This is a genomic window from Streptomyces sp. NBC_00683, from assembly GCF_036226745.1.
Classification (GTDB): domain Bacteria; phylum Actinomycetota; class Actinomycetes; order Streptomycetales; family Streptomycetaceae; genus Streptomyces.
The window spans coordinates 7,852,760-7,866,828 of record NZ_CP109013.1 but is presented as its reverse complement, the minus strand read 5'-3'; the positions used below and the strand labels follow the sequence as shown (position 1 = coordinate 7,866,828).

The window sequence follows — 14,069 nt, the reverse complement described above, 5'->3', positions numbered from 1 at the left end:
CCGAGGAGATGCCACCATGTCCGCTCCCGTTCTCACCGAGCTCCCGACCGGACTGGACGACCTGTCCGTGTGGCCGGCCTCCACCGCCCGTCTCCCGGACGGAGATCTGAGTGTCGGCGGGGTCTCGCTCGCCGATATGGCCGACCGGTTCGACACCCCCACGTATGTGTTGGACGAGGACGAGGTGCGGGCACGGTGCCGGACGTACCGGGCCACCTTCCCCGACGCCGATGTGCTGTACGCCGCCAAGGCGTTCTTGTCCCGGGCGATGGTTCGGTGGATCGACGAGGAGGGTCTGGGGCTCGACGTCTGCTCCGCCGGTGAACTCGAACTCGCCGTCCTGGCCGGGTTTCCGGCGGAGCGGATGGTGCTGCACGGAAACGCGAAGAGCCCGCGCGACATCGAGACCGCGCTGCGGCTCGGGGTCGGGCGGATCATCCTCGACAGCCCCTCGGAGATCGCTCGAATCGCCGCGCTGGTCGGCTCCGACGGTCGGCAGAAGGTCATGGTGCGGGTGGTGCCGGGGGTCTCCGCCGGCGGGCACGAGAAGATCCGTACCGGTACGGACGGGCAGAAGTTCGGCCTCTCCCTCACCGACGGGTCCGCCCAGCACGCCGTCGCCCGGGTCCTCGGCCAGCCGCAACTCGAACTCAGCGGCCTGCACTGCCACATAGGCTCCCAGATCACCGACGTCAGGCCCTACCTGGTGGCCGTGCGCCGGATGGTCGGGCTGATGGCCCGGGTCAAGGAAAGCCATGGCGTGACGTTCCCGGAACTCGACATGGGCGGCGGGCACGGCGTGGCCTACCGGCCGGGGGAAACCGCCCTGGACCTGACCTCGCTCGCACGCCGCCTGAGCAGGGAGCTCTCCTCGAGCTGCGCGGCAGCGGGCCTGCCCGTGCCCAGACTCGCCATCGAACCCGGGCGGGCGATCGCGGCCCCGGCCGGAGTGGCGCTGTACCGCGTACTTGCCGTCAAGCACACCGGGTCGGCGGTGTTCGTTGCCGTCGACGGCGGCATGAGCGACAACCCCCGGCCGGCACTGTACGGGGCACGCTACGCGCCACGCCTGATCGGCCGCTCCTCGACTGCCGAGCCGGTCGCGGCCACGGTCGTGGGCCGGCACTGCGAGGCGGGCGACGTCCTCGCGGCCGATGTCCTGCTGCCCGGCGACGTCCGCCCCGGCGATCTGCTCGCGGTGCCGGTGTCCGGCGCGTACCAGCTGTCCATGGCTTCCGCCTACAACCTGGTCGGCCGGCCTCCGGTCGTCGCGGTGCACGACGGTTCGGCGCGCCTGCTGGTACGACGCGAGACCCAGGAAGACTTCCGACGGCGCGATATCGGCGCCTGATCGCGAGGGTTCGCGCGGCCCGCCGAGCCGTAGGGGGCTCGACACGGAGATGACCGCGGTGGTCGGGGGGGAGCAGCTCCCCCTGACCCAGGGCAGGCGCGACGTGGGTCCGCGCCGAGGCGATCGAGCGGAACGCCCCTGGTGGAGCCCTGATGGACGCGGAACGTCGTGCGGCCGGTCATCGGCCCGCACCCGCTCGGCCGTCTGGTGGCGGCCTTGATCAAGTGGGACGGGTTCGGACCGGTGCTGTCGGCATCGATGCGGTCCGAGAGCGCGGCCGGCCACCTGACGTGGCTGCTTTCCGCGGTCGGGGTTCTGGTACGACCCGGAGCACAGCCGGTTTCCCGCCGCGCAACGGAGGACAACGCTCCGTAGCCGGTGGGGTCGACCGCATCAGGTTGGCGTCAAGGGAGCCCCCGTCCTCGTATGGACCCCGTCAAGGCGGCTTATCACCGGTCTTGAGCCGAGGTTTCCTCATCTTGGCCGCACGGCCGATTCCATTCCTCACGTCAATCAGGAGCTCACGATGGCCGACCTGGCCTTCGTCGTCACCACAGTCGCGGTGTTCGCGCTGGTGGCTCTCATCGCCCGGGGGGTGACCAAGCTGTGACCGCCGAGAACATCGTCGGCCTCGTCGTGGCCGTCTCCCTGCTGGGCTACCTCGTGCTCGCCCTTCTTTACCCGGAGAGGTTCTGAGCGCCGCCATGAGTCCCCAGACCGCTGGTGTGCTCCAGCTGCTCGCCCTGATCGCCGCCCTCGCGCTCGCGTACCGTCCGCTGGGCGACTACATGGCCAGGGTCTACTCCTCCGAGAAGCACTACAGGCCGGAGAAGTGGATATACAAGGCCATCGGCGCCAACCCTGCCGCCGAAATGAGGTGGCCCGCCTACCTGCGGGGCGTGCTCGCCTTCTCGGCGGTGAGTGTTCTCTTCCTGTACCTCATGCAACGGGTACAGAGCTCGCTGCCCGGCTCGCTCGGCTTCTCCTCCATCGACCCGGACCAGGCGTTCAACACGGCCGCTTCGTTCGTGGCCAACACCAACTGGCAGTCGTACTACGGCGAGCAGGCCATGGGCCACGTCGTGCAGACCGGCGGCCTCGCGGTGCAGAACTTCCTCTCCGCCGCCGTCGGCATGGCCGTCGCGGTGGCACTCGTCCGGGGCTTCGCACGGGCACGTACGGGTGAGCTCGGCAACTTCTGGGCCGACCTGGTGCGCGGCACCGTCCGCATCCTGGTGCCGATCTCGGTGATCGGTGCGCTCGTCCTGGTCGCCTGCGGTGCCATCCAGAACTTCTCCGGCATCCACGAGGTGGGCCAGTTCATGGGCGGCACGCAGGAGTGGAACGGTGGCGCGGTCGCGTCCCAGGAGGCCATCAAGGAACTGGGCACCAACGGCGGCGGCTACTTCAACGCCAACTCCTCCCACCCCTTCGAGAACCCCGACCCGCTCTCCAACCTGTTCGAGATCTTCCTCATCCTGCTGATCCCGTTCGCGCTGACCCGCACCTTCGGCCGCATGGTCGGCTCGCTCAGGCAGGGGTACGCGATCCTCGGCACGATGGCCACCATCTGGCTCGGCTTCACCGCGCTGATGATGTGGACCGAATTTGCCCACCACGGACCTGCGTTCGACATCGCGGGCGGGGCGATGGAGGGCAAGGAGACCCGCTTCGGGATCGCCGGCTCGTCGATCTTCGCGGTCGCCACCACGCTGACCTCGACCGGTGCCGTGAACTCGTTCCACTCCTCGTACACCGGCTTCGGCGGTGGCATCACGATGCTGGGCATGCAGTTGGGCGAGATCGCACCCGGTGGTGTCGGATCCGGCCTGTACGGCATGCTGATCATGGCGGTCATCGCGGTGTTCATCGCGGGGCTCATGGTCGGGCGGACCCCGGAGTACCTGGGCAAGAAGATCGGCACGCGCCAGATCAAGCTCGCGGCCTGCTACATCCTCATCACCCCGGCACTCGTGCTCGGTTTCACCGCCGTGGCGATGGCTCTGCCCACTCCGGGCAACTCGATGACGAACTCCGGCGCGCACGGCTTCTCCGAGATCCTGTACGCCTACACCTCCGGGGCGAACAACAACGGCTCAGCCTTCGCAGGACTGAACGCGGACACCCAGTGGTTCAACAGCACCATCGGCATCGCGATGCTGCTCGGCCGCTTCCTCCCGATCGTCTTCGTCCTGGCCCTCGCAGGGTCGCTGGCCGAACAGAAGCCGGTGCCCGAGACCGCGGGCACACTGCGCACCGACAAACCCCTCTACGCGGGTCTTCTCGTCGGCACCATCCTGATCATCACCGGTCTGACCTACTTCCCCGCCCTTGCGCTGGGTCCGCTCGCCGAAGGGCTCGCCTCATGAGCACCGTCATCCCCACTCACGCTCCGCACGGAGACCCGCCGCCCTCCGGCAACCATGCGGTCACCGACCGCGTCGGCAGCGGCCTCTTCGACCCGAAGCAACTGCTGAAGTCCTTCCCGGACGCGGTTCGCAAGCTCGACCCGCGCGTGATGATCAAGTCGCCCATCATGTTCGTCGTCCTGGTCGGCTCGGTGGTCACCACCGTGCTCGCGGTGCTGGACCCGACCGACTGGTTCGGCTGGGCCATCGCCGGCTGGCTCTGGCTGACCACCGTCTTCGCGAACCTCGCGGAAGCGGTCGCCGAGGGCCGGGGCAAGGCCCAGGCCGACACCTTGCGCAAGGCCAAGACCGGAACCGTCGCCCGCCGAGTGGTCGGTTCCGACGAGGAGCGGGTCGCAGGGACGGAGCTGCGCATCGGGGACCTGGTGGTCTGCGAGGCCGGCGACACCGTTCCCGGTGACGGCGATGTCGTGGAAGGTGTCGCCTCCGTCGATGAATCCGCGATCACCGGAGAATCGGCCCCGGTCATCCGTGAATCGGGCGGCGACCGCAGCGCGGTGACCGGCGGTACGAAGGTGCTGTCCGACCGCATCGTCATCAGGATCACGACGAAGCCGGGCGAGACATTCATCGACCGGATGATCAGCCTGGTGGAGGGCGCGGCCCGGCAGAAGACCCCCAATGAGATCGCCCTGAACATCCTTCTGGCGTCCCTCACCATCGTCTTCCTGCTGGCCGTGGTCACTTTGAAGCCGTTCGCCATCTACGCGGGCGCCGACGACCAGACCTCGATGATCGTGCTCGCCGCGCTCCTGGTCTGCCTGATCCCGACCACCATCGGCGCGCTGCTCTCCGCGATCGGCATCGCCGGTATGGACCGCCTGGTCCAGCGCAACGTCCTGGCCATGTCGGGGCGCGCTGTGGAAGCGGCGGGCGACGTGTCGACCCTGCTCCTCGACAAGACGGGGACCATCACCCTGGGCAACCGGCAGGCGGCCGAATTCCTGGCGGTCGAAGGCGTGACGGAGGGTGAACTCGCGGATGCCGCGCAGCTGTCCTCGCTCGCCGACGAGACCCCCGAAGGCCGGTCGATCGTCGTCCTGGCCAAGGAGACGTACGGGCTGCGGGAACGGGACCAGGGCGAGCTGGCCGATGCCGAATGGGTCGCGTTCACCGCGCAGACCCGCATGTCGGGCGTCGACCTGGAGGGGCGCAAGGTCCGCAAGGGGGCGACCGGCTCCGTCGTCGCCTGGGTGAAGGAGCGGGGCGGGGTTGTCGCCGAGGACGCACAAGTACTCACGGACGGGATCTCCCAGGCCGGTGGCACGCCGCTGCTGGTGGCTGTGGAAGACGCTCATGGTCCGCTGATCCTCGGAGTCATCCATCTCAAGGACGTGGTGAAGGAGGGCATGCGCGAGCGGTTCGACGAACTGCGCCGCATGGGCATCCGTACGGTCATGATCACCGGCGACAACCCGCTGACCGCGAAGGCGATCGCCGAGGAGGCGGGGGTCGACGACTTCCTGGCCGAGGCGACGCCCGAGGACAAGATGGCCCTCATCAAGCGGGAGCAGGCCGGCGGCAAGCTCGTCGCCATGACGGGTGACGGCACCAACGACGCCCCGGCCCTCGCCCAGGCGGACGTCGGTGTCGCGATGAACACCGGTACCTCGGCCGCCAAGGAGGCCGGGAACATGGTGGACCTGGACTCGAACCCCACCAAGCTCATCGAGATCGTCGGGATCGGCAAACAGCTCCTCATCACCCGCGGCGCCCTCACCACGTTCTCCATCGCCAACGACGTCGCGAAGTACTTCGCGATCATCCCCGCCATGTTCGCCGTGGCGTACCCGTCGCTGGACAAGCTGAACGTCATGGGCCTGGCCTCGCCGGAGTCGGCGATCCTGTCCGCGGTCATCTTCAACGCTCTGATCATCGTCGCCCTGGTACCGCTGGCCCTCAAGGGAGTGCGCTACCGGCCCGCCAGTGCTGACCGGATGCTGCGCCGCAACCTCGGCATCTACGGCCTCGGCGGCCTGGTCGCCCCGTTCATCGGCATCAAGATCATCGACCTGCTCATCTCCCTCATCCCCGGAATCGGCTGATCCGCCATGACCAACACCTCCGTCAGCAACACCGTTCGCCTGTTCGGGGCCGGGCTGAGGGCCCTGCTCGTCCTCACTCTGGTGTGCGGGGTGATCTACCCGCTCGCCGTCACCGCCGTCGCCCAGGCCCTGTTCCACGACCGGGCCAACGGCTCCGAGATCAAGGACAGGAGCGGCAGCGTGGTCGGCTCCTCCCTCATCGGCCAGACGTACAACCTGCCGAAGCGGAACCCCGACGATGCCGAGGAGGCCGCACGACCGGACCTGAAGTGGTTCCAGCCGCGCCCCTCCAACGGCCTGGGCAGCAACAGCGTCAACACGAAGTACTCCCTGATCCTCTCCGGCGCCACCAACCGCTCCGGCGACAACGAGGACCTGATCACGTGGGTGACGGACGCCAAGGCGGCCGTGGTCAAGGACAACTCCACGGCCTCGTACAAGGTGAAGCCCGCTGACGTACCGGCAGACGCCGTCACCTCCTCCGGCTCCGGTCTGGACCCGGACGTCTCTCCCGCGTACGCGAAACTCCAGGTCCACCGGGTCGCGGAGAAGAACGACCTTCCCGTCAAGGAGGTCGAGGGCCTCGTCGCCGATCACACGACGGGCCGGCTCCTGGGCTTCATGGGCGAGCCCCGGGTGAACGTACTCGAACTGAACACCGCGCTCCGGGACCTGATCCAGGGCTGACGGACCTGAGGCGGGGACCGATGACCGGTGGGGTGCGAAGGCTCCGCACCCCACCGGTCAACACTCCCAGCGACACCTGGCACGACAGACCCGCCACCTGACAGGCCCTCGAGCACCTCCAAGGAACACCTTCGGGAGCGCTCCCAAAAGGGACCTTCCGAGGGGTCCGCCGCTTCTGTCAGCCGTCCCCGACCTGCCTCTTCAGAATCCGTGCGAAGCATTTTGTTCCGATGGGTTGCCAGGGACACGCGACGCTCCTACATTCCTACACACCAGCGGGTGGGAGCGCTCCCATTCTTGGTGCTCGTGCGCTCCCGGTTCCCTGATCGCCCATCCGGTCATTCCTCCCAGAGAGGCCCCGCATGCGAGCGTTGCCGCATGGCCCCGAGTACCGCGCGCAGTTCGCCGCTCCCGCCACCGTAGGGGCCGCGACCCCTGACGCGTGGAGGGCACCCTCAGGCCATCTCCGGCGCCGTGACGGCGACCGGCCCCGGACCCGACGGCACCGGATGCGCCGGAACTGATCCGCACACGCTCCGACGCACGGCCGAGTCCGTCCGGTCCGCCTCCGGCGAGGCCGACGCCTACAGCCGTACAACAACTGCGGCCCACAACCACGTGCCGTGGACGCCCCCACCCAACTCCCCGCCGAGCTCGCCCGGGCACCCCGTCCGTCTGATCCCCGCACTCCCCCAGACCCCTCGCCCGTCAGGAAAGCGCCTCACCCGGACGGCGAGGGTTCCACCACCGGACGGTGACCGCACGGGACAAGCCCAACCGGAAGAAATTCCCCACACAGGCACAGGAGACACCATGACTCGACGCAGGAAACAACTTGCCTCCCTGGCAACGGTGCTCGCGACGCTGCTCAGCGGGTTAGCCCTGACGCTCCTCGGCCAGGGCGACGCGCAGGCGCACGGCGTGACGATGACGCCGGGGTCGCGTACCTACCTCTGCATGCTGGACGCCAAGACCAGCACCGGCGCCCTGGACCCGACCAACCCGGCGTGCAGGGCCGCGCTCAACGAGAGCGGTGCGACCGCGCTGTACAACTGGTTCGCCGTGCTCGACTCCAACGCCGGTGGGCGAGGAGCGGGTTACGTCCCGGACGGAAAGCTGTGCAGCGCCGGCGACCGGTCGCCGTACAACTTCACCGGATACAACGCCCCCCGCGGCGACTGGCCTCGGACGCACCTGACGTCCGGGAACACGATCCAGGTCAAGCACAGCAACTGGGCAGCGCACCCGGGCTCGTTCCGGGTGTACCTGTCCAAGCCCGGCTACTCACCCACCACCGAACTGGGCTGGGACGACCTGGAGCTGATCGATGCCGTCACCAACCCGCCGCAGACCGGCTCGCCGGGCGCGGACGGCGGCCACTACTACTGGGACCTGAACCTGCCCTCGGGCCGCTCGGGCGACGCGGTGATGTTCATCCAGTGGGTTCGCTCGGACAGCCAGGAGAACTTCTTCTCCTGCTCCGACATCGTCTTCGACGGTGGCAACGGCGAAGTCACCGGCATCCGCGGCTCAGGCACCACGCCGACGCCTACTCCGACTCCGACTCCGACTCCGACGCCGACGCCGACACCGACTCCGGACCCCACGCCCACACCTACGCCTACTCCTACACCCACCGACCCGCACTCCGGCTGCATGGCCGTCTACAGCGTGACCAACTCGTGGAGCGGCGGATTCCAGGGTTCCGTCGAGGTCATGAACCACGGCACGACGCCGCGTGAGGGCTGGGCGGTGAAGTGGACACCGGGCGCGGGCGCCAAGGTCAGCAGCGTGTGGAACGGTGCGCTGACCACGGGGTCCGATGGTTCGCTCACGGTCAAGAATCTCGACTACAACCGGACCATCCCGCCGGACGGCAGCGTCACCTTCGGGTTCACGGCGACATCGACCGGCAACGACTTCCCGATCGGCTCGATCGTCTGCGTCAACCCGTAGCCGCTGAGTGAAGCAGTGCCGGTTCCCGCACCGTGCGGGAACCGGCACCACCGTCCCTCCGTGCTCAGGACGGCACAGGACCTCGACGCACCGCGCCGACCCGCGAGTCCACGAACGTCGCACCCCCGTTCCCCTGATCACGGAGAGAAGCGTCCTGCCGCCGCGGCGGCGCCCGCCCGCCCGTCCGGTCGTACGGCCTGCCCGGCACCCGCCGGCCAGGCCGTGTCGACGGCACCCCAGGAAGGACCCCCCATGGCCTTACCGCAGAGACCCGTCGGGCCGGCCCGCGCCGGTCGCCCCCGTCACCTCGCACGCACCGCCGCCGCTCTGGCGGCCACGCTCGCCCTGCTGTCCCCGTTCGGCGCCGCCGGTGCCGCGTCCGCCACCGAGCAGGATGCGCCGACCGCGGACGTCGATGTCCGGGTCAACACGCAGGCGTCGCTCGGCCGGCTGTCCGACACCGCCCGTGGCGTCAACGCCGCTGTCTGGGACTCGCACATGAACGACCCGGAAGTGGCCGCCCTCATGAAGACGGCCGACGTCGGGGCGATGCGCTACCCGGGAGGTTCGTACTCCGACATCTACCACTGGGAGACGCACACCGCGCCCGGCGGGTACGTCGCCCCCGGCACCGGCTTCGACGCCTTCATGGGCACGGTCCGGGCCACCGGGGCGCAGCCGATCCTGACCGCCAACTACGGCTCCGGCACGCCCGAGGAGGCGGCCGGCTGGGTCCGGTACGCGAACGTCACCAAGGACTACGACGCGAAGTACTGGGAGATCGGCAACGAGATCTACGGCAACGGCCACTACGGCAGCGGCTGGGAGCACGACGATCACGCGGACAAGAGCCCCCGGGAGTACGCCCGTCAGGTCCGCGCCTACGCCACCGCCATGAAGGCCGTCGACCCGACCATCAAGATCGGCGCCGTCCTCACCACCCCGGGCAACTGGCCTGACGGCGTCGTCGGCGACGGCGATCCGGGCGACTGGAACCGCACCGTGCTCTCCGAAGTCACCGACGTCATCGACTTCGTGAGCGTCCACTGGTACGCGGGTGGTTCCGACACCACCGCCGACGCCGCCCTGACGCGGCTGACCCGGCTGCCCGGCGAACTGCGGGAGGTGCGCAACCAGATCGACCGGTACGCGGGCGCCGACTCCCCGAGCATCGGCATCGCCCTCACCGAGGTCAACACCAACACCGGCGGAGCCAGGCTCACCGCCCGTCCCAACGGTCTGTTCGCCGCCGATGCCTTCATGACGGCTCTGGAGAACGGCGTGTTCAACGTCGACTGGTGGAACACCCACAACGGCCCGGGCGAGATCACCACCGTCGACGGCGAAACCGACTACGGCGACATGGGCATGCTGTCCGGCGGTTCCTGCACGGGTGACGTCTGCCAACCGGCGGCGAACACGCCGTTCCACCCCTACTACGGCATGAAGATGACCAGCGAACTGGGCACCGCCGGCGACGCCATGGTCGCCGCCTCGTCCTCCGCGCAGGAAGTCTCCGCGCACGCCGTGCGCCGTCGCGACGGGCGCCTGAGCGTCCTGCTCATCAACAAGAACCCCGACGCAGCACGGACGGTGGACCTCGAATACGCGGGCTTCATCCCGTCCGCCGCCACACCCGAGGTCAGCCGCTACGCCCGTGGCGACAGCGACATCACCGATGTCACCGGCAGTGGGGCGTCCGCCTCCCAGGTCACCGTGCCGCCGTACGCGATGCTCACCGTCACCGTCACCCCGCAGCCGGGCACCGGGCCCGGGGCCTCGGCCGCCGGTGCTCCGGGCACCCCGAAGCTGGAGGCGGTGACCGACTCCACCGCGCGCCTGTCGTGGGAGGGGGCGGCCGGTGCGACCCGCTACCTGGTCCAGGAGCGGGACGGCGCGCACACCCGGCTGGTCGGGGAGACCACCGGCACGTCCGTGACCCTGCGGAATCTGCCGCCGGGCAGCACCCACACGGTCAACGTGCTGGCGGCCGACGCCGCGGGACGGATATCCGCCCCGTCCGATCCGCTGACCTTCACCACCGGCACCCCACCGGACGCCGCCTGCGCGCTGACCTTCCACCGCGACACGAGCTGGGGCAACGGCTTCGTGACCACGGTCAGCGTTCAGAACCTCTCGGACACCCCGATCACCGGCTGGACCGTGGACTGGGACTGGCCGACCGACGGCCAGTCGGTGTCCTCCGGCTGGAGCGCCACGTTCCAGCAGACCGGTCGGCACGTACGTGTGACCGCGCCCGAGGGCGCCGGGCCGCTGGCCCCGGACGGCGCGTCGACTGCCTCCTTCGGCTTCGTCGGCGCCAACGACGGCCCCAACCCCGATCCGACGAGCTTCCGGCTCAACGGCACTGTCTGCTCAGGCGGTTGAGATCCGGTCCGCCCGGGAGCAGCGGCAGGACGACCTGCCCCGGGCGGACCGGTCACCGATCCGGCTCAAGAACGTGCTGATCGCAACTGGTCGAGCATACGAGCCAGGCCGTCCCACGGCTGTGACGCCACAGCCCTCCTTGTACGCAAGGCGCCACTCCACAGCGCAAGCGGACCGCGACGTCCCCCGCCCAGCACCGGCGCAGCCCCGCCGCCGACCGGCCGTAGCTCGCGCTCAGGGGCGGAGCCGGACCGGCGGGTGCCTGCGCTCAGGAGGCCAGGAAGGCGCGCACGCCCTGCGAGACACCGTCGTCGCCGAGCAGTTCGTTGTGGTCCAGACAGCCGGCCGCGTTGTTGGTCGCGCCGCTGAGGAGCACGCTGCTGTCCGGGTTGATGACCTCGTCGCAGTTCGACCACCAAGTCGCGTAGTCGACCGAGCCGGGCGTCTCGTCACCGTCGGCGAGTTCGTCCTGTACGTACGATCCCGGGCTCATGTCACGGCATGCCTGGTCCCAGATCACACAGGCCCAGGAGATGTACGTGCCGTGGTTCGGACCGCCGAGCGAGACCCAGTCGTCGACCGTCGAGGTGCCGCCGCGGAACTTCACGTACCAGCGGGTGACCAGGCTGCCGAAGGAGTGGGCGACCACGTCGACCTTCGTGGCACCCGACTGCGCGAGGACCTCGTCGACGTACGAGTCGAACTCGCCGGCGAGGACCTCGTTCACCGAGTTGCTGCTGTCGTAACCCCAGGAGAACAGCTCGGCATCGGTGTATCCGTCGGCCTTGAATTCGTCGCGCAGGCCGCCCCACACGCCAGGGTCGGCGTTGTAGCCGTGGACGAAGATCACCGGGTTCCGGGCGGCTGCGGCATGCTCCGGTGGCGCTGCCGAGGCGGTGGGCGGGATGAGGAGCGCGGCCGCCAGGGCGAGCAGTACGGCGGAAATGAGCGGAGCGATTCTGGTGCGGACCGTCGGCACGGATTCCCCTCACTCTTGTTACCCACGAGTGTTCAACACGAGCAGTGAGAAGAATGGTGAGCCCTTGAGGTACAGATGAACAGCCTTGCGCAGCAGAGTTGTTACCCGCGGTCACGCCGGCCCGGGAGCTGACGACGGCCGCTGATCGCTGCGGCCCGCCACGGCGGTTCGTGTACCGGGCCGCGGCCCCAATCGGGATCAGGGCGACCGCCTCCGAGGCTTGGCCGCGGGCCAGGTGCACCGAGACCATCGTCGCCTGGAAGTCGGCCATCGGAAGCTGACCGGTCACTCCGAATCCACCGCGTGCGTTCACTCTCTGGACAGCGCCGATCACCAGCGCCAAGGTAACGGTCTTGGTCCGAGGCCCAGTTGGGTCGCGGACCGGGCCCATCGCCACGACCCCCATGGAGGCGCTCGTGCCCATATCTCTGCCCGGACACCGCCGTCGTACCCTCATGGTGTCCGCCATCGCGGTCGCACTGCTCGCAGCATCCACCCAGCTTTCCGCCCCCGCCATGGCAGCGGCGAGCCCCGACAAAGTCCTTGTCATCGGGCTCGACGGAGTCAATCTCGACCGGGTGAAGGCGGCCGACGCGCCCCACCTGAAGCGGCTGATGGCCGAGGGCCTGACGGCGGAGAGCAAGCTCTACGCCCCTCCGATGGCCGCCACCTCTTCGGGACCCGGCTGGTCGACGATCGCCACGGGTGTCTGGCCCGACAAGCACGGAGTGAAGGACAACTCCTTCACGGGCAAGCAGTTCGGCACGTACCCCGACTTCCTGACGCGCATGGAGAACGCCGACCCGGCGCTCAACACCTATGCGGCCGCTGACTGGGAGCCCATCACCTCCACCGACCAGAACGGCCCGATCTTCTCCGCCAAGGTCGACAAGCGGCTGAGCCTCAAGGGCGACGCCAACGGGTACCGCAACGAGGACCCGAAGATCGCCTCCGCAGCAGCCGCGGAGCTGAAGAACGGCAACCCGGACGCGGCGTTCGTCTACCTGGGCGAGATCGACGCGACCGGCCACGGCTCCGGCGCCGCGAGCCAGGCGTACTTGGACACCATCGCCAGGGTCGACGCGCTCGTCGGTCAGGTGCTCACCGGAGTCACATCCCGGCCGACGTACTCCCAGGAGAACTGGAAGATCCTGGTCACCACTGACCACGGCCACACCGACGGCGGCGGCCACGGCGGCTCCAGCATCAAGGAGCGCGGCACCTTCGTCATCGCCAAGGGCGCGGGCATCGCGCCCGGTTCTGTTCGCCATGACGTACGACTGGTGGATGTTGCCGCCACCGCCCTGAAGCAGCTCGGGGTCTCCACGAGCGCGGTGGACGGCACCCCTCTGGACGCCCCGGACAACGACGCCTTCGACGCGCTGCGGCCGCAGCTCCAGGCGCGTGTCGACGAGACCGGCAGCCCGGCCGGCGTGAAGGGCTTCACGCACACCGCGCCGAGCGGCTGGTCGGTCGACAACTCGAAGATGGGCACCGGCGGGGTCACCGAGTGGCGCGGCTGGGCATTCGCCACCGACGAGTTCTGGAGCCAGGCCGAGCGCGACCAGTGGCGTGAGCTGGGCGTCCGCTCGCGTGACGTCTTCGCGGTGGCCGACTCCGACGAGTGGGCCGACAAGTCCTTCACCGGCTCGTACGACTCGACGCTCGTCAGCCCCAAGTGGACAGTCGGGGGCGGCACTTCACGGTCCCTGCGATTCCAGACGCACTACCGCCAGGAGACGGGCCAGAAGGCCGAGGTGCTTGTCTCCTACAACGGCGGAACGCCCACCGTGGTGAAGAGCTTCAGCGCCGACAGCGTCGCCCAGTGGCAGAACATCCCGCTGCAGGTCCCGGCGGGTGCCACCGACGTCCAGATCCGCTTTCGCTATTCGGGCAGCAACAACTGGTACTGGACCGTCGACAACGTCTGGGTCGCCTGACAGTCCGCTCCGTCCGCCCACTCGGACCGGGGCGTGCCGCGCAGGCCCGCCCCGGTCGGTGTCACGCGCCAGGAGTGGCGGATCGAGACTCAGTGGTCGAGTCGCCGTGCGGCCAGGGCGGCCACCTAGAGCCGGCCACCGCGGGCAACCAACCACAAGCCATCTGCCCTCGGCTTAATCAGCGGTCAGCGGATCCTCAAGGGGACCTTAAGGAACCCGGATGGGCGTCTGACCAGCCTCTTTTCCCTGGTCCTGCGCCTTTAGTCTCGCCGGGTGACGATCGAGGCTACTGAC

9 protein-coding genes are annotated in these 14,069 nt (G+C 69.0%); 8 read left to right on the top strand and 1 reads right to left on the bottom strand.

Translation table 11 applies throughout. The features are described 5' to 3' along the window. Positions 1-16 precede the first annotated feature (16 nt). The 7 genes from lysA to OG257_RS34250 all read left to right on the top strand — a co-directional run bounded on the left by lysA (position 17) and on the right by OG257_RS34250 (position 10,856). Entirely contained in the window at positions 17-1,351 is a 1,335-nt protein-coding gene (gene lysA / locus OG257_RS34280; protein ID WP_329213845.1) for a diaminopimelate decarboxylase, read from the top strand. 606 nt (positions 1,352-1,957) lie between these two features. Next, entirely contained in the window at positions 1,958-2,047 is a 90-nt protein-coding gene (kdpF, locus tag OG257_RS34275) for a K(+)-transporting ATPase subunit F (RefSeq protein ID WP_010058599.1), read from the top strand. 8 nt (positions 2,048-2,055) lie between these two features. After that, positions 2,056-3,720, top strand: coding sequence for a potassium-transporting ATPase subunit KdpA (kdpA, locus tag OG257_RS34270; protein WP_329213841.1), 1,665 nt, complete (start codon positions 2,056-2,058; stop codon positions 3,718-3,720). After that, on the top strand, positions 3,717-5,825 hold the full coding sequence (gene kdpB, locus OG257_RS34265; protein ID WP_329213839.1) for a potassium-transporting ATPase subunit KdpB: 2,109 nt from the start codon (positions 3,717-3,719) through the stop codon (positions 5,823-5,825). Before kdpA ends, kdpB begins: the two co-directional genes overlap by 4 nt. 6 nt (positions 5,826-5,831) lie before the next feature. Then, complete coding sequence (locus tag OG257_RS34260) at positions 5,832-6,512, top strand: potassium-transporting ATPase subunit C (RefSeq protein ID WP_329213837.1); 681 nt, start codon at positions 5,832-5,834, stop codon at positions 6,510-6,512. 813 nt (positions 6,513-7,325) lie between these two features. Continuing rightward, on the top strand, positions 7,326-8,468 hold the full coding sequence (locus OG257_RS34255) for a lytic polysaccharide monooxygenase auxiliary activity family 9 protein (protein WP_329213835.1): 1,143 nt from the start codon (positions 7,326-7,328) through the stop codon (positions 8,466-8,468). Between the two features lie 252 nt (positions 8,469-8,720). Next, the gene (locus OG257_RS34250; RefSeq protein ID WP_329213833.1) at positions 8,721-10,856 is read left to right on the top strand and encodes a cellulose binding domain-containing protein; all 2,136 of its coding nucleotides are present in this window, start codon (positions 8,721-8,723) and stop codon (positions 10,854-10,856) included. Positions 10,857-11,124: 268 nt separating this feature from the next. Here OG257_RS34250 and OG257_RS34245 read toward each other — a convergent pair whose 3' ends face one another. Next, positions 11,125-11,802: an esterase/lipase family protein gene (locus tag OG257_RS34245; protein WP_443054592.1), complete on the bottom strand. Its 678-nt coding sequence runs from the start codon at positions 11,800-11,802 to the stop codon at positions 11,125-11,127. Between the two features lie 488 nt (positions 11,803-12,290). Here OG257_RS34245 and OG257_RS34240 point away from each other — a divergent pair, with 488 nt between their 5' ends. Next, a complete protein-coding gene (locus OG257_RS34240) occupies positions 12,291-13,775 on the top strand; it encodes an alkaline phosphatase family protein (protein ID WP_443054591.1) in 1,485 nt (494 codons plus the stop codon). Positions 13,776-14,069: the final 294 nt, after the last annotated feature.

Bases quoted from the DNA above. Each gene is read 5' to 3' on its own strand.
- OG257_RS34250 (WP_329213833.1), top strand. From the start codon at position 8,721: ATGGCCTTACCGCAGAGACCCGTCGGGCCGGCCCGCGCCGGTCGCCCC.
- OG257_RS34255 (WP_329213835.1), top strand. From the start codon at position 7,326: ATGACTCGACGCAGGAAACAACTTGCCTCCCTGGCAACGGTGCTCGCG.
- lysA (WP_329213845.1), top strand. From the start codon at position 17: ATGTCCGCTCCCGTTCTCACCGAGCTCCCGACCGGACTGGACGACCTG.
- kdpA (WP_329213841.1), top strand. From the start codon at position 2,056: ATGAGTCCCCAGACCGCTGGTGTGCTCCAGCTGCTCGCCCTGATCGCC.
- kdpB (WP_329213839.1), top strand. From the start codon at position 3,717: ATGAGCACCGTCATCCCCACTCACGCTCCGCACGGAGACCCGCCGCCC.
- OG257_RS34260 (WP_329213837.1), top strand. From the start codon at position 5,832: ATGACCAACACCTCCGTCAGCAACACCGTTCGCCTGTTCGGGGCCGGG.
- OG257_RS34240 (WP_443054591.1), top strand. From the start codon at position 12,291: ATGGTGTCCGCCATCGCGGTCGCACTGCTCGCAGCATCCACCCAGCTT.